The organism is Streptomyces mangrovi (assembly GCF_900114215.1).
GTDB lineage: Bacteria > Actinomycetota > Actinomycetes > Streptomycetales > Streptomycetaceae > Streptomyces > Streptomyces barkulensis.
This window is the reverse complement of record NZ_FOSG01000004.1, coordinates 403,989-419,492: the sequence shown is the minus strand read 5'-3', so window position 1 is coordinate 419,492 and position 15,504 is coordinate 403,989. Positions and strand designations below refer to the sequence as shown.

General features: G+C 69.5%; 12 protein-coding genes. 8 read left to right on the top strand and 4 right to left on the bottom strand.

The window, feature by feature from the left end:
• On the top strand, nucleotides 1–1,497 hold a 1,497-nt coding region (locus BM237_RS08410; protein WP_093848882.1), incomplete at its 5' end, for a chitinase.
• A 636-nt stretch (nucleotides 1,498–2,133) separates the two neighbouring features.
• On the opposite strand, the gene BM237_RS08405 is transcribed toward BM237_RS08410, so the two are convergent.
• Complete coding sequence (locus tag BM237_RS08405; protein ID WP_093848881.1) at nucleotides 2,134–2,721, bottom strand: TetR/AcrR family transcriptional regulator; 588 nt, start codon at nucleotides 2,719–2,721, stop codon at nucleotides 2,134–2,136.
• A 45-nt stretch (nucleotides 2,722–2,766) separates the two neighbouring features.
• Nucleotides 2,767–4,278, bottom strand: a complete 1,512-nt coding sequence (locus BM237_RS08400) for an FAD-dependent monooxygenase (protein WP_093848880.1) — start codon at nucleotides 4,276–4,278, stop codon at nucleotides 2,767–2,769.
• A gap of 466 nt (nucleotides 4,279–4,744) precedes the next feature.
• Here BM237_RS08400 and BM237_RS08395 point away from each other — a divergent pair, with 466 nt between their 5' ends.
• Both BM237_RS08395 and BM237_RS08390 read left to right on the top strand, forming a co-directional pair.
• Nucleotides 4,745–6,214: an RICIN domain-containing protein gene (locus BM237_RS08395; RefSeq protein ID WP_093848879.1), complete on the top strand. Its 1,470-nt coding sequence runs from the start codon at nucleotides 4,745–4,747 to the stop codon at nucleotides 6,212–6,214.
• Nucleotides 6,215–6,238: 24 nt separating this feature from the next.
• Nucleotides 6,239–6,619: a hypothetical protein gene (locus tag BM237_RS08390; RefSeq protein WP_093848878.1), complete on the top strand. Its 381-nt coding sequence runs from the start codon at nucleotides 6,239–6,241 to the stop codon at nucleotides 6,617–6,619.
• 402 nt (nucleotides 6,620–7,021) lie between these two features.
• Here the strand turns inward: BM237_RS08390 and BM237_RS08385 are convergent, their stop codons facing one another.
• Together BM237_RS08385 and BM237_RS30510 are read right to left on the bottom strand one after the other, a co-directional pair.
• Nucleotides 7,022–7,507 (bottom strand): VOC family protein, encoded by a 486-nt coding sequence (locus BM237_RS08385; protein WP_093848877.1) that lies wholly within the window; start codon nucleotides 7,505–7,507, stop codon nucleotides 7,022–7,024.
• A 28-nt stretch (nucleotides 7,508–7,535) separates the two neighbouring features.
• Nucleotides 7,536–8,000, bottom strand: a complete 465-nt coding sequence (locus tag BM237_RS30510) for a DUF6417 family protein (RefSeq protein WP_425443665.1) — start codon at nucleotides 7,998–8,000, stop codon at nucleotides 7,536–7,538.
• Between the two features lie 122 nt (nucleotides 8,001–8,122).
• Between BM237_RS30510 and BM237_RS08380 the strand changes: the two genes are divergently transcribed.
• The 5 genes from BM237_RS08380 (at nucleotide 8,123) to BM237_RS08360 (ending at nucleotide 15,503) form a co-directional block, all read left to right on the top strand.
• On the top strand, nucleotides 8,123–8,290 hold the full coding sequence (locus BM237_RS08380) for an ATP-binding protein (RefSeq protein WP_281253908.1): 168 nt from the start codon (nucleotides 8,123–8,125) through the stop codon (nucleotides 8,288–8,290).
• A 200-nt stretch (nucleotides 8,291–8,490) separates the two neighbouring features.
• The gene (locus BM237_RS08375) at nucleotides 8,491–11,325 is read left to right on the top strand and encodes an AfsR/SARP family transcriptional regulator (protein WP_175540930.1); all 2,835 of its coding nucleotides are present in this window, start codon (nucleotides 8,491–8,493) and stop codon (nucleotides 11,323–11,325) included.
• 442 nt (nucleotides 11,326–11,767) lie between these two features.
• A complete protein-coding gene (locus BM237_RS08370) occupies nucleotides 11,768–13,195 on the top strand; it encodes an aspartate aminotransferase family protein (RefSeq protein ID WP_093848875.1) in 1,428 nt (475 codons plus the stop codon).
• Nucleotides 13,192–14,286 carry an NAD-dependent epimerase/dehydratase family protein gene (locus BM237_RS08365; protein WP_245793489.1) on the top strand — a complete coding sequence of 365 codons (1,095 nt, stop codon included), beginning with the start codon at nucleotides 13,192–13,194 and terminating at the stop codon, nucleotides 14,284–14,286. The genes BM237_RS08370 and BM237_RS08365 overlap by 4 nt, the downstream gene beginning before the upstream one ends.
• On the top strand, nucleotides 14,286–15,503 hold the full coding sequence (locus tag BM237_RS08360) for an endonuclease/exonuclease/phosphatase family protein (RefSeq protein ID WP_139238073.1): 1,218 nt from the start codon (nucleotides 14,286–14,288) through the stop codon (nucleotides 15,501–15,503). The genes BM237_RS08365 and BM237_RS08360 overlap by 1 nt, the downstream gene beginning before the upstream one ends.
• Nucleotide 15,504: the final 1 nt, after the last annotated feature.

Below are 15,504 nucleotides of genomic sequence, written 5' to 3'. Positions count from 1 at the left end.
GGCACCACCGACGTCTCCACCTGGACCCCGGGCGGCTCCGGCTGGCAGCAACTGCGCACCTCCTTCACCACCGGCCCGGACACCACCTCGGTCACCGTCCACACCCACGGCTGGTACGGCCAGAGCGCCTACCACGTGGACGACGTCTCCCTCGCCGGCCCCGGCGGCGACCCGGGCGAACCCGACCCCGACCCCCAGCCCCCGGCCGCACCCGGCGCACCGGCCGTCGGCGCGACCACCTCCTCCTCGGTCACCCTGAACTGGAACGCCGTCGACGGCGCCACCGGCTACACCGTCTACCAGGACGGGACCAAGGCGCTGTCGGTGCAGGGCACCTCGGCGACCGTCACCGGACTGGCGGCCGCCACCTCCTACGAGTTCCGCGTCAGCGCCGTCAACGGCGCGGGCGAGTCGGCCAAGTCCGCCCCCGTCACCGCCACCACCGACCGGACCGGCGACGGCGGCGGCCCGGACACCGGTCTGCCACGCCACGCCCTCGTCGGCTACCTCCACGCCAGCTTCGCCAACGGCTCCGGCTACACGCGCATGGCCGACGTCCCCGACACCTGGGATGTCATCAACCTCGCCTTCGGCGAGCCCACCTCCACCACCTCCGGTGACATCCGCTTCGCGCTCTGCCCGCCGAGCGAGTGCCCGAACGTGGAGACGGAAGAGGAGTTCAAACAGGCGATCAAGGCCAAGCAGGCGGCGGGCAAGAAGGTCCAGATCTCCATCGGAGGCCAGAACGGCCAGGTCCGCCTCACCACCACGGCCGCACGCGACGCCTTCGTCCGCTCGGTCGGGGCGATCATCGACGAGTACGGCCTCGACGGCCTCGACATCGACTTCGAGGGACATTCCCTGTCCCTGGACGACGGCGACACCGACTTCGAGAACCCCAGGAGCCCGGTCATCGTCAACCTGATCTCGGCGCTGAGGACTCTCAAGGCCCGCTACGGTGAGGACTTCACCCTCACCATGGCTCCCGAGACCTTCTTCGTGCAACTGGGTCACCAGTACTACGGATCGGGGCGGTGGGGCGGTCAGGATCCGCGCGCCGGAGCGTACCTGCCGGTCATCCACGCCCTGCGCGACGACCTGACGCTGCTGCACGTCCAGAACTACAACTCCGGCCCGATCATGGGGCTGGACGGCCAGTACCACACCATGGGCAACGCCGACTTCCACATCGCGATGACCGACATGCTGCTGACGGGTTTCCCCGTCGCGGGCGACCCCGGCAAGGTCTTCCCTCCGCTGAAGCCCTCGCAGGTGGCGATCGGCCTGCCCGCGACCAGTCAGGCCGGTGGCGGACACACCAGTCCCGCCGAGGTCACCAAGGCCCTGGACTGCCTCACCAAGGGCACGGCCTGCGGCACCTACCGGACGCACGGCACCTGGCCCGACCTGCGCGGACTGATGACGTGGTCGATCAACTGGGACCGCTACGGCGGCTGGGAGTTCTCGCGGAACTTCGACGGCTACTTCGGACCGTGAGCGGCCGGGGTGCCCTCGGACTGAACCGCTGACTCGTACGGCGGCAGTGGTGCGTGGGCAGGTCGGCTGCCCGCAGCGTGCTGCGGGGCATCGGGTGGGGTGACTCGTGAGAACCGCTTGCCGGACGGCTCTCCCGGTGCCTGTTCCTCGTCCGATGCCCGTTCGCGGCCCGGCTCAAAACTCAAAAGAGGTGTGCCCCGGGCTGGGTCGGTTCCGGAAGTCGGCGTGCCGGCCGGGGTCCAGATGTAGGGCCCCCGGCATGGGCGGGCGTGGAGAGGACCATGAGCAGCGCGGTGACGGAAGGCCAGGACGGAACCGGCGACGGCCCGCCGGGCGAGGTGCCTGCGGCGGCGCCGACCTTCGCGGGACAAGGGCCGTGACGCGAGCCGTACCGTCGCTGTGGCCATGTTCTCCTCCTGCTGGTCGTGACCGGCTCCCCGCCGGTGCTGTGACTCCGTTCCCGCAACCACGTGGCGGGGACGGGCGAGAACGCGGTCTCCGACCTGGACGACGTGGCGGCCCGGAAGCGTCGCAACGTCCTTCCCGCCCGGCTGGTTCGTCGTCCTGCTCACCGGGCGGAGCCGCCGCCGGCCGGGAGGGGGCGGGTCGGTCTTCTGCCGTGTCGTCTCCGCCGGTTCAGTCGCGCAGAGCCCGGAACGCCCGGTCCACCAGGGGCGGCAGGTCTTCGGCGCCCTGGCTGTCCACCCACAGGGCGAGGGCGGTGTTCAGTGCGGCCAGCGCGGCCGCGGACAGGACGCGGATGCGCAGGGCGTCGGCCTCCGGCTGACGGGCGGCGAGGGCTTCTGCGAACAGCCGCTCGGTGGCGTACTGGTTCTCCCAGACGCGGGCGCGGAGGGCCGGTGTGGTCAGGATGAGCCGGGTGCGGACCAGGAGGGCGTCCTTGTCTCCGGCGTATACGGCTTCCAGCCCTTGGATCAGCGCTCGGTGCAGGGCCGTGAGCGCGTCCTCGTCCGGAGGGCGGCGTTCGATGAGCTGGATGATCATCGGATCGTAGTCGTCGGTCTCGACGACGGCTTCCTTGGTGGGGAAGTGCCGGAAGAAGGTCATGTGGGACACCCCGGCAGCGGCGGCGATCTCCTCGACTGTGGTGTTCTCGTACCCCTTGCTCAGGAAGAGCCTCAGTGCCTGTTCCTGAATGGTGCGGCGGACCTGGGCCTTCTTGCGGGCGCGCAGGCCCGTCGGCGGGTTGGGGGACGGTTTCACGGCTTTCGTGTCTCCCGTGGCCTGGTCGGGTGCTGGGGAACGGGCTCACCGAACGCGGCCGTTGCCGAGCACGCGGGTCAGCCACCGGTCCAGCGTAGCCGGGGAGGTGCCGGACCATGCCAGATGCCCGTCGGGTCGTACCAGTAGCGCGCGCTTCCCGCCGTCGGCGGGAATCAGTGCGGCGGTGTTCTCCTCCCCCAGGCGGTGCCGTGCGACAGCCGTGAGGTCCGTCCTCGCAGCGGGTGCGAGGAGGGCCCAGCGGGGTCCGAGTTCGGCGTGCAGGCGGGTTCGGCTGCCGTCTTCGCGGTCGCACTCCAGGTCGGGAACGCGGTCGCCGGGGCGCGGCCGGGGAGTCGCCAGGCTCGGGAGCGGTCCGGGCGCCAGGGGGCCGCGACGGTAGCCGACCTTCAACTGGGAGGATTTCTCCCAGATCAGTCGCTGAACGAGAGGCCGGTTCATCAGCGGAACGAAGAGGTGGTCGCGCACCGCCCGGGCCGGCCGGGTCCGGCCGACGACCAGACGGGTCATGGCACTGGTGGACTCCAGAACCTCCCGTGCGACGGGTCGTCGTTCGGCCTGGTAGGTGTCCAGCAGCGCGTCGTGGGCGCCGCCGGTGGCGACGAGGGCGAGTTTCCAGGCCAGGTTCTCGGCGTCGCCCAGACCGGTGTTCAGGCCCTGTCCCCCGAACGGGCTGTGGATGTGGGCGGCGTCTCCGCCGAGCAGGATCCGCCCGTGCCGGTAGGCGGACGCCAGGCGGCGGTGGATGCGGAACATGGAGGTCCACAGCACCTGCCGCACCGTTGCCTCGGTCAGGCCCGTCTCGCTCCTCAACACCTCGATCAGTGCGGTCGGCACGGCGTCGGCATCGAGATCGTCACCGGCTCCGGCGGGTGCCGGGGCCATCAGGCGCCACACGTCGGTGCCGGGCAGGGGAAAGACACCGATCATCCGATCGGCACGCAGCCACACCGACACCGTGTCCCGGGGCAACGGCAGGTCGGCCCGCACGTCCGCGAGCAGGAAGCGTTCGATGACCGCGACGCCGGGGAAATCGATCCCCGCCGCCTTGCGCACCCTGCTGTGTGCTCCGTCGCACCCCACCAGCCAGTCGGCGCGCGTCTGCCCGTCGGTGAGACGGACGGTCGCCCCCTCCCCGTCCTGGTCGGCGGCCAGCAGTTCCCGTCCCCACTCCACCTCGGCTCCCAGTGCGGCGAGCCGATGCCGGAGCCGGGCTTCCACCTCGGCCTGGGAGATCAGCAGGCCGGGCCTGGTCACCAGTCTGGTCCGCCCACCGACGTCCAGCCGGGCCAGGGGTTCCCCGTCGACATGGGTGACCACCCGCCGGATCGGCACCGAACGCTGCGGCAGGTCGTCCAGGGCCCCGAGGCGGTCCAGAACCTCCGATCCCCGAGGTTGCAGTCCCAGCGCCCGCGAGGTCGTCGCGGGGCCCGGCGCCTTGTCCACCACTCGGACCCGGATCCCGGCGGCCCGCAACCCGCACGCCAGGGCAAGCCCGGTGGGACCTGCCCCGGCGATCAAGACGGTCGACGTGCTCATCCCGGCCTCCAAGTGTTATTGACTAACATTTGTTAGAAGCTAACGCCATCGAGCCGTGAAGTCAACACCCTCACCTCGTGACTCCAGAGCTCTTTACCGGGTTCTTCCTGTGCCAGGGCAGTGGAGGGCCGCCGACTCCACCGACCGGGCAACCTCGGCATACATGTGGCCGGGCGAGGACGTTCTGGCCGGGATCGTCGAGGAGCCGGCCGGGGAGAAAGAGGACCCCGGGCGGCTCCTCTCAGCCGCCCCGCACAACTGGGGCGCGGGCCGGGCCGGACGAGGTGGAAGGCACCACCCACGCTGTCGGGCGTGGGCTCAAACGGACGGTGCGGTCGAGGCGGGTGCACACCGAGCCACAACAGCCTGCGACCACCCGACCTGTTCATCCGGATGGAGCAATATCCGAGCTGTAGAGCAGAGCGCGTAGCCCAGGAGGGTCATATTTCCCTTAGGGAGTTTTGTCATGAAGAGGTTAGGTATGGCGATGACGGGCTATATCGGCACCCATGAACAGGCCGTCCTGCGGAGTGGGGGGTCCTCACCAACGTCCCCCGAGGATCCCCAGGTCGGGGCCGGGACGGCATGGCGCACGATTCACCGGTACGGGCGGGTGGAGATCCTCGCCGAGCCTGCCGGCCGAGAGGCGGTACCGGCGCCGGAGGCACTCGATCCCGCGCACCCACCGCCCGACCTCAGCGAGACGGAGCGGCTCGGTCTCGCCGCGCTGCGTCTGCGGCAATCCGAGGAATACCGCGCGACCAAGAGCGCCCGCCCCAGGGACGGTGAGGACTGGGACATGCCCGGCTGCACCGCGGTGGCTCCCCGCCCGAACGATGCACGGACCGCTATGGGGGGTGAGCCGCTGAGTTCGTACTTGGAGGGCCGGGTCGGGGTCGGCATCATCATCGTGGAGGGCCCCGGCAGTGAGCTGAAGTTCTCCGACGAGGAACGCACCAAGATCCTTGCGGAAGTACAGGAAGGACTGGGGTGGCTCGCGCGGATCGCGCCGAGCGGGGACATCAGCTACAGCGCCGACATACAGTCCGTCACACTGGATGTGCAACCGGACCCTCTCGCCCGCGATCTGGAAGCACGCTGGCGTGATCCCGCCATGGCCGCGATCGGGCTCGGCGGGGTCCACGACTACGCGAGCTCCGTTCGCCGCTGGTTCAAGGCGAGGTGGGCGTACTGCGCCTTCTTCACCAAATACCCACTGTGGAATTTCGCGTACGCGTACCTCGGCGGCCCTCACCTCGTGATGGACTACGCCCTCGACAACTGGGGACCGGACAACATGGACCGGGTCTTCGCCCACGAGACCGGGCACATCTTCAACTGCCCTGACGAGTACGCCAAGAGCAACTGCACGTGCGGAGGACGCTGGGGCCGCTTCGACGCACCCAATGGCAACTGCGAGAGGTGCGCTCCCGGCCACGGTGTCCCCTGCCTGATGAAGAAGAACACCCCCAGTCTCTGCGACTGCACGAAAAGCCACATCGGATGGTCGGTGGAAACCCCGCTGTACGCCAGGCACAGCGGCAGGGTGCTCGACGTCAACGCCGCGTCCAGGAACAACGGGGCGTCGGTGGTCCAGTGGGACTGGTACAGCGGAGACAACCAGCGCTGGCGCCTGGACACGATGGGTGACGGATACGTCCGCGCGACAGCGAAGCACAGCGACAAGGTGCTCGACGTCAAGAACGACTCCGGGGACAACGACGCCGCTGTGATTCAGTGGAGCTGGCACGGCGGGGACAACCAGCGCTGGCGCCTGGACCCGACACCCGAAGGATCTTTCCGCCTGGTGGCCAAACACAGCGGCAAGGTGCTCGACATACAGGGCGGCTCCAAGGACAACGGGGCCTCAGCGGTCCAGCAGGACTGGCGAAACGACGACAGCCAGCGCTGGCGCATCGAGGGCAGCGGCCGGTAGGCCACGGCAGGAGGCGCCCGCACCATGGCCGGCGAACTGAGCGAAGTGCTCGTGATCGCGGAGAACGGCGGCCACGAGACCTTCCTCGAAGAACTGCGGGCCCGTGCCACGGTGATCCAGGCGCTGCCGCCCCGGCTGGCGCTGGTCGCGCTGCCCGCCGGAGCGGACGCGGCTCTCGGAGCAGGCCGCCCCGTACCGTCCAGTCTTCCCCGCCTACCCGGTGCCACATGGTATGGCGACGACCTGCCCGCCGACGTCCTCGGTCGGCTCACCGGACAGGAGCGGCTGTTCGTCGAGGCCTGGCGGCTGCGCCGCCGGAAAGCCAAGCAGCGACCCGGAGATCACCTGCCGTGGGACGTCCCCGGGCACCGACCGCCCGACCTGCCACCGGGCGCCACACCGTAGCCGGGCCCCAGGAGTGGCCGACGCTGCCCGTCCGGTCGGCCCCGCTGCGGGCCGACCGGCGGCACGGGCCTCGGCAATGCGCCGGGCGCCCAGCCGGCCGTATCGCACCAGCGGACCGGTGGACGCGCGTCCAGGAGGGAGCCGGGCGCCGGGCGGGTACCAGGGAGCACCGCAGCCGGTCTGTGGAATGGAGTCGTGTCTTGGCATCGGTGACGGCGGGGACCGTGCGAGGCGCCCCGCCGGCGTCTCCCCCGGGCGGGAGCCGATCGGGGATCGGTGCTGCCAGGGGCGGCAGGTCGGCGCGCCGGGGCCGGCGGTGGACAGCTGCACCTCCCAGCCGATCCGGTGGCCGCCGGCCTCTGCCAGGGCGTCGGTGCGGATCCCGCGCGCGACGGCGAGCGGTCACCCGGCGGCGGCCAGTCGGCGCCGGAGCTCCTCTTCCGAGACGTCTTCCACATGCGTCAGAAACACCCACATGTGACCCGAAGGATCCTTGAGGATGACGGTGCGGTCACCATGGAACATGTCTGTCGGCGGCTGGAGGATCTCGGCGCCGGCAGCCTCTGCGCGCTCCGCCAGGCTGTCGACGTCCGGCACAAAAACATGCAGGGTGACGGACGTGCCTCCACCGAGCGAGGCCGGCGCGGCGAAGGAGCCGGCCTCCGCCTCGTCCACGCTGGCGTCGCCCAGCATCAGCACCGACTGTCCGATGGTGATCTCGGCGTGCAGAATCCCGCCGTCCGGAGCGTCGACCCTGAAGTCCTCGCGGGCACCGAACGCCCGCCGGTAGAAGTCGATCGCCGCGGCAGCGTCATCGACCATGATGTGCGGGATCACGGCATAGCGGTAACGGCCGGGGATCTCGATGTGAGCTGTGCGCTCGGCCATGACGAACCTCCTTGAAAGGCACCGCCGGTCAGCTCCTGCGGCTCTGTAACGAAGCTAGAAGCTCAGGCATGGTTGAAGTCAAACGCAGATGCGCCCCTACAGGTGACTTCGTGCACAAGTTGCGCCAGTGGTTGTACGTGGGGTCGGGAGTCGGCCACACCGGGCGATGCGCCGGAGGAGGCTTCAGCCGAGGAGACCGGGGGCCGGCGACGGTGGCTCTTCCAGGGCCACCGCGTCGACCGTCGCGGGCTCGGCAGACGGGGTGGTGGGGATGGGGGGCCGCAGGCGTGGTACAGGCGGTTGCGGTGGTCACCGGCCCGGCCGACACCTCCAGGCGGATGGCGTGGGCCAGGCCGGCCAGGCCGGTGTCGTCGAGTTGGAGGCGCCACCGGTTGGCGGCGGGACGGAGGTGCGCTTCGACGGGGACGTCGTGGGCGCGCAGGCGCGCCGCGACCCGCGATGACCTGGAACCTCGCCCGGGCCACCGGCACACCTTCCTCGCACCTGAACGGTCGGGGCAGCACCTTCGAGACCAGGCCGCAGCCACGAGAGCCAACGAGGACTTCAGGAACGGGATATGGCCAGGTGGCAGCGGCAATCCTTGTGAGGGAACGAGTGCCGGCCCCAGATCGCTGGGGAGAGGTCTTCGGGGACGAGGTCGTCGCCGCCGCGATGATCGACCGCCTCGTCCATCACGCCGAAGTCATCTCTCCGAAGACAGACGGCTACCGCATGCGCGGACGCGACGCCCGACGGGTTCCCGCCACCCGCAGCGGGGAATGAACATCGACTGACAGCGTGTGGCCTACTTTTCGTCCGAGCCCTCGGACCGCGTATCGGCCGTTATCGACAGCACGTCACGGGAGACAGGGGTCTGCTCTATGCGCTCATTGGTTTCGGTCCCACCTGGAGACGCGGCGGCATGCAAGGACTTCGACGTCCGGGTGCTGGGGCCACTCGAGGTGAGGCACAGACAGCGGGTGGTGCAGTTACCCGCAGGCCGATTGCGTGTGCTCCTGTCGTGCCTGGTGATGTCGCCCAACGAGGTCGTCTCCAGCGACACGCTGATCGATCGAATATGGGCGGAGACCCCGGTGGAACGGGCGCGCGGCGCGCTGCACACCTGCGTGAGACGGCTGCGCCACCTACTCGGCCCCGACCTGGTGCAGACGAGACCCGGCGGGTACGCCCTGCGGGTGTCAGCCGAAAGCGTGGACCTGCTGCGGTTCCGGGATCTCGTCCGACGCTCGGAATCCGCCGGAGATGACTCCGGCGAGAGGCTGGTTCTGCTGCGCGAAGCTCTGGCGCTCCGCCGCGGCGACCCCTTCTCCGATGTCGCCTCCCCGTGGCTGGACCGCGGGGTAGTACCCCGGCTGAACGAGGAATGGTTGAGCGCTCTGATGTGCCGCATCGACCTCGAGATGGCGGCGGGTCGGCACTATGAGCTGATTCACGAGCTGCGCGAGCTGACGACGGCCCACCCGCTGCACGAGGCGAGCTGGCAGCGTCTGATCCTGGCCCTGCACCGGTGCGGTCGCCGCGCCGAGGCCCTGGAGGCGTACCAACAAGTCCTCGCGATCCTCCGGGACGAGTTGGCGCTCGATCCCAGCGACGAGCTGCGAGAACTGCACCGGTCCGTCCTCGACGGCGGCGCGACCCCCTCCCCTGCCGGCGGCGCGGGCGAGCTGGAGCCGGTCGTCGGCACGATCGTCCATTCCGCCGTCGAGCCACCCGCGCAGTCGCCGCCGATCCGCCCACAGCAGCTTCCGCCGGACATCCCCTGTTTCACCGGCCGCACCAGGGAGCTGGCCAGACTGGACGGCCTGCTGCCCGCCGAACGCGGTCAGTCCGCACAGACCACGGCGATCGCCGTGGTCGACGGGGCGGCGGGGGCCGGCAAGACCACCCTGGCGATCCACTGGGCACACCACGTGCGCGACCGGTTTCCCGACGGGCAGCTCTACGCCGATCTCCGCGGCTACGGCTCGGGCGCTCCGGTGGAGCCCACCGCTGTCCTGGAGATGTTCCTGCAAGCCCTGGGCGTCCCCGCGCAGCAGATCCCGTCGGAACTGGACGGCCGCTCCGCGCTGTTGCGCAGCACCCTGGCCGGCCGGCGGGTGCTCGTGCTGCTGGACAACGCGCACGACTCCGCGCAGGTGCGTCCGCTGCTGCCCGGCTCGCACTGCCTGGTCCTGGTCACCAGTCGCGGCCAGCTGCGCGGCTTGGCGGTGCGGCACGGCGCCTACCGCGTCGGCCTCAACCGGCTGTCTGTCGAGGAGTCGGTCACCTTGCTCGCCGGTGTCGTGGGCGAGGACCGGATCGCGGCCGAGCCGGACACCGCCGTGCGACTCGCCGGTCTGTGCGCTCATATGCCCCTGGCCCTGGCCCTGGCCGCCGAACGCATCCACCACCTGTCCGGCCCGGACAACCGGACGGGATCGGCGGCCGGGCACACCGCACCACTGCACGACCTCGTCGCTGAACTCGCCGTGGAGCGGGACCGGTTGGATGTGCTCAGTGTGGGCGACGACGAGACCTCGGCGGTTCGCGGTGTTTTCTCCTGGTCCTACGACGCGCTCGACACGGCCGCCGCCGGCGCGTTCCGCGTCCTCGGCCTGCACCCCGGACCCGACATCAGCATCGAGGCGGCGGCCGTGCTCATCGGCGTCGGCACGGAACAGACGCGGCGGCTGGTGGAGGGGCTGACGGGCCGGGGCCTGCTGGAGCGGGCGGGCCGGGACCGGTACCGCTACCGGTTCCACGACCTGATGCGCCTGTACGCGGCGGAGCGGGCCGAGGCGGAGGAGAGCGAGCGGACCAGGCTGGCGGCGCTGCATCGCGTCCTGTGCTGGTACCTGCACACCGCCGATGCGGCCGAGCGGATGCTCAACCCCGGCCACCAGCACCGTCCGCCCGACCCGTTCGAGGAGGGCTGTGAACCGCTTGCCTTCTCCTCGCACGAGGAGGCGCTGCGGTGGAGTGAGACAGAGCGCGCCAATCTGATGGCCGCTGTCCGGCTCGCCTTCGAGGTCGGTGAGTACACCATCGCCTGGCGGCTCCCGACCGTCCTGTGGGGCTTCTTCAACCTGCGTAAACATTGGGGCGACTGGATCGAAAGCCACAGAGTGGGCCTCGCCGCCGCCCGGGCACAGGGTGATCGCTGCGGCGAGGCCTCGGTGCTTACCGGCTTCGGGTTCGCCCGGTGGAACCAGCGGCGGTTCACCGAAGCGCTGGAGTGGCTCGAGAGCGCGCTCGTGCTGCGACGCGAGCTCGGGGACCGCTGGGGGGAGGGCATCGCGCTGACCGGCCTTGGCCGGGTTCGCGGGAACCTGGGCGAGCCCAGGCGTGCGTTGGAGCACCACGCGGAGGCTCTCGGCATCTTCGAGGAGATCGGAAACCACTGGGGGCAGGGTTTCGCCCTGGCCGGTCTCGGCCGCGTCTATCAGGACTTGAACGAGTCCGAGTGTGCCCGCGAACACCAGTCGAGGGCGGTCGGGGTCTTCCGGAGGATCGGGAACCGCTGGGGGGAGGGCATCGCGTTGCGGGACCTGTGCCTGACGTACGCCGCCCTCGGTCGGCACGAGGAGACCATCGCCTGGTGCCGGCGTGCCCTCGCCCGCTGCCACGAGCCAGGTGCCCGGTATGCCAAGACCCGCATCCTCAACGTGTTGAGCCACGCCCTGTGTGAGACGGGCCGGTCGGTGGAGGCGCGGCGGGTATGGGGCCGGACCACAGCCTTCTTCGAAGAGCTGGGGGACTCGAACGCTGCCAGAGCAGGCGATCTTCTCGGTGCGCCGACGGCCGACGCGGGCTGGTGACGGCGTCACTGGCATATCCCTGACGTTAACTGCGAGATTTCTGACAGCGGCCCTGTGCTCTACTGAGGTGGTCCACGAAGGGGGGCCGAGCCGCACGCCTCCAGGCACGGCAAGAGCCCTCTCTGCGGGGCGCCCGGTCACGCATCCCCCTCGGGCCCGAGGGACACGGGAGCGGGGGCACGTCCAACCACAGGTACACGGGAGAGTCCTTGATGCCCGAGGCCGTAACTCTCTGAAGCCGTCCGGAAGACACGGCGGTGAGAGTGGCGGCCACGGGCGGGGACGGACGGTGGCCGGGACAGCCGGCCTCCGCGGATTCCCGGCCCGTCGAACGAGGTGGCGCGCCCGGTCCGGATCTCGCGGACGAGGACCGCAGTGACAGCGGGACACGAATCCTTGCCATAGATGTCGGAGCACCCAAAAACGTCGATCGGAAGGGCCCATGGCGCATCTCGTCAGCCTGGAAGAGGCCGAGAAGCTGGACGTCGAGGAAGTACACGAACTCTACCGCACGTATATCAACAAGAGCCAGGTCCGGCTGATGACCTCCTTCGGCTTCGGCCGGGAGCTTGTCGACCATGCCGAGGGCTCTTACATCTACACGCGTGACGGCCGTAAGATTCTGGATTTCACCGGCGGAGTCGGCGTACTCAACCACGGGCACAACCATCCGCGCATTCTCGCAGCGCGTCGGCGCTTCCAGGAACAGCGGCGCATGGAGGTTCACAAGACCTACTTCTCGCCGTATCTCGCCGCCCTGGGCAATAATCTGGCAGCGGTCCTGCCCGGTGATCTGAACCGTTCGTTCCTGCCGAATTCCGGGGCGGAGGCGGTCGAGGGCGCGGTCAAACTGGCGTACAAGTACCACGGTGGCCGACGGAACCGGATCCTGCGGGCGGACAGCAGCTTCCACGGCAAACTCCTCGGCTCCGGCGGGCTCACCGGCGGGGCGCAGAACCATTTCGAGTTCCCCACCATTCCCGGCATCGGCACCTTCGAGTACGACGACATCGACTCGGTTCGGCGGGTTCTCGCGGAAAACAGGGACGCGCGGGGCCGCAGCGAGGTGTACGCACTCCTCATTGAGCCGTTCAGCGCGTCGACCATGCGCTGGTGCTCCGAGGAATTCCTGCGTGAACTCCGTGAATTGTGCACGGCCGAGGACATCGTGCTGATATTCGACGAGATCTACACCGGGTGGGGTAAGACCGGCAGCATGTTCTACTTCACCCGGTACGAGGGCCTCGTGCCCGACGTGGTGACGACCTCGAAGTCGTTCGGCGGCGGCAAGTCCTCCATTTCCGCCTACGTGGCGCGTGAGCCGGTCTTCCGCAAGGCGTACGACAACATGGGCGACGCGATGATGCAGAGCACGTCCACGACGTACTACGGCTTCGGCGAGGAGACCGCGACGGCCGTCGAGGCCGTCTGCGTGGCTGTCGAGGACGACTATCCGGGGCGGGCCCGCGCCCTGGAAGCGGTGCTGCGGCCAGGTCTTGAGCGCATCCGGAAGACCCATCCCGACCTGATCGCCGATGTGCGCGGCTCCGGCGCGCTCTACGGGGTGTTCCTCTCCGGCGGGCCCAAGGTGCTGGACCTCATCGGCAAGCTGCCGGCCGGAGACCTGGCCAAGGACCCGCTGATCCGCACGAAGATCATCACTGCGGCGGTCATCGACACGCTGTACCGCAAGCACGACGTCTACACCTACAACACCCTCAACGGTCGCAGTCCGCTGGTCGTGAGCCCGCCGCTGGTAGCGGGCCCCGAAGAGGCCGAACACTTCCTCGGCGCCCTGGAGGCCACCCTTGCCGAGGGCATGAACCGGCTGCTCGGCCGCTTCATACGGGAACGGGTGAGCTCGTGGTGACCGACGCGCCGCACGGGCTGCCGTCCCCGGGCCGGGCTGCTCTCCCGGGCCATGTCGCCGTCACCGGTGCCGCCGGCGTACTCGGCACACACCTGGTGAACCGCCTGCTGGCGGCGGACAGCCAGGTCCGCGCCTTCGATCTGGCACCGGTGCCCACGAGACCCGGGCTGAAGCCGTTCACCGGGGACATACGTGACGCGGACGCCCTGGCCGAAGCCTTCGAAGGCGCCGACGCCGTGGTGCACTGCGCCTCCGCGCTGCCCAGCTACCCCGTGGCGGACATCAGATCGATCGTCGTCGAAGGCACCACCACCGTGCTGGAAGCGGCCCGCGCCGCGGCCGTGCCCAGAGTGCTGCACATCTCCTCGACCGCCGTCTACGGACTGCCCCGGCTGGTACCCACACCCGAGGACCACGCGCTTGAGCCGGTGGATCCCTACAGCTCCGCGAAGGCGGAGGCGGAGAAGGTCGTCGAGCGGTTCCGGGCGGGAGGTATGTGCCTGCCGGTACTGCGGCCCAAGACCTTCCTGGGTCCCGGAAGAATGGGGCTGTTCGACATGCTCTTCCAATGGGCCGAGGAGGGCAGGAACTTTCCCGTGCTCGGCAAGGGCGATGTGCGCATCCAGATGCTGGGACTGGACGATCTCGTGGATGCGGTGCTGGAGGTGCTGCGCGCCCCGGACGAGGTGGCCTGCGACACGTACAACATCGGCGCCGCCGAATTCGGCACTCTGCGGGAGGACTTCCAGTGCGTGCTGGACGCCGCGGGGCACGGCAGGCATGTGGTGTCGATGCCCGGCGGACCCGCGGTGGCGGTGCTGCGCGGACTGGAACGGACGAAGCTGTCCCCCGTGTACGGCAGGCTGGTGTCCAAGCTGCTCGCCGACTCCTACGTCAGCGTCGACAAGGCCCGGGAGAAACTCGGCTTCCGCCCCCGGTTGTCCAACCAGGACGCCATCCTCCAGACGTACGACTGGTGGCGCACACAGCGTGCAACGGCGGCAGGCGTCCCGGCGGGCAAGGGCGGCGGACGGACCAGCCGGGACCCGTGGCGGCAGGGCGTGCTGGGACTCGCGAAGGTGTTCTTCTGATGGCCGCCACGGACGCACCGGGCGGCGACTCGTCCACACCCCCGGCCGAGGAGGACACCGGCCGGGACGCACCGGGACAGGCACCGGACGCACCGGAAGAGGCACCGGCCGCCCGCCGCTGGTGCTGGGGAACGCGACTGCTGGTGGCGAGCACGGCGGTCTGGACGGTCCTCCTCGCCCTCCACGTCCTACTCATCGGCCGCTGGTGGCCATGGCTGATCGTCGAGACCACCCCGCCGCTGACCGTGGTGGTGGTGCCTGTGCTGCTGCTCGTACTCGTTCCGTTCGCGACGCCGGTGCGCCGCCGGCTCTCCGCGGTCCTGGTGCTCCTGTTGCTGGCCGGGGCGTACGTGGCCGACTTCGGATGGACGGGCACCACCGCGGGCAGCTCCCGGGGCACGGAGGTCAAGGTCTTCGCCTGGTCCACGGACTACTGGCAGATGGCGTCCGACGACAAGGAGGCCTTCTACGCCTTTCTGCGCCGCCAGGATGCCGACGTGTATCTCCTCCATGAATACCTCAACTGGAACTACTCGAACAGGGACGAGCAGAAGAAGTGCACAAGTCCTGTCCGCATCGACGACTCGGCCCGGCTGCGTGCGGAGTTTCCCGGCTACCGGCTGCTCGTGCAGGGCGAGTTGCTCACTCTGTCCCGGTTGCCGGTCGTCGCAGCGCCCAATCAGCAGGTTCCCGCCACGGGTGATGACTGGTACTGGAAGGGGGCGAAGGCTCAGCGCACTGATATTCGAGTGGGCCGACGCACGGTCTCCTTCTACAACGTGCACCTGCCGATTCGCTTCCGGCCCTGCGACATCCGCTACGGGCTGGACCGTTTCTACCAGGCCGGTAGGGAACAAGGGGACTGGTGGATCAGGGAATACCGCAAACTGCGCGCGGATCTGGGCAGGAACCCCCACCCGGCCGTGGTGGCCGGCGACTTCAACGCGGCCTGGATGAATCTCTACTCACTCGGAGCCGGTACTCGGCCCCACAACCCGAGTGGCTCCCTGTTTCCCGCCCTCTCCTGGCCTGCCTGCGAGGGCTCCTGCTCACTACCCCGGTCGTGGCGCGCACTGCCCCAACTGTGGCGTTTCGACTGGCTTTTCACCACTGAGGACCTGGCGGTCTCCGGCTACCACCTCCGCGGCGGCGAGGCCCTCTCCGACCATTCGGCCCAAAAGATCCGCGTAGTCGTCCCGGACCAGGTCTTTTCGTGAA

Bases quoted from the DNA above. Each gene is read 5' to 3' on its own strand.
- BM237_RS08370 (WP_093848875.1), top strand. From the start codon at position 11,768: ATGGCGCATCTCGTCAGCCTGGAAGAGGCCGAGAAGCTGGACGTCGAG.
- BM237_RS08385 (WP_093848877.1), bottom strand. From the start codon at position 7,507: ATGGCCGAGCGCACAGCTCACATCGAGATCCCCGGCCGTTACCGCTAT.
- BM237_RS08360 (WP_139238073.1), top strand. From the start codon at position 14,286: ATGGCCGCCACGGACGCACCGGGCGGCGACTCGTCCACACCCCCGGCC.
- BM237_RS08395 (WP_093848879.1), top strand. From the start codon at position 4,745: ATGAAGAGGTTAGGTATGGCGATGACGGGCTATATCGGCACCCATGAA.
- BM237_RS08390 (WP_093848878.1), top strand. From the start codon at position 6,239: ATGGCCGGCGAACTGAGCGAAGTGCTCGTGATCGCGGAGAACGGCGGC.
- BM237_RS08400 (WP_093848880.1), bottom strand. From the start codon at position 4,278: ATGAGCACGTCGACCGTCTTGATCGCCGGGGCAGGTCCCACCGGGCTT.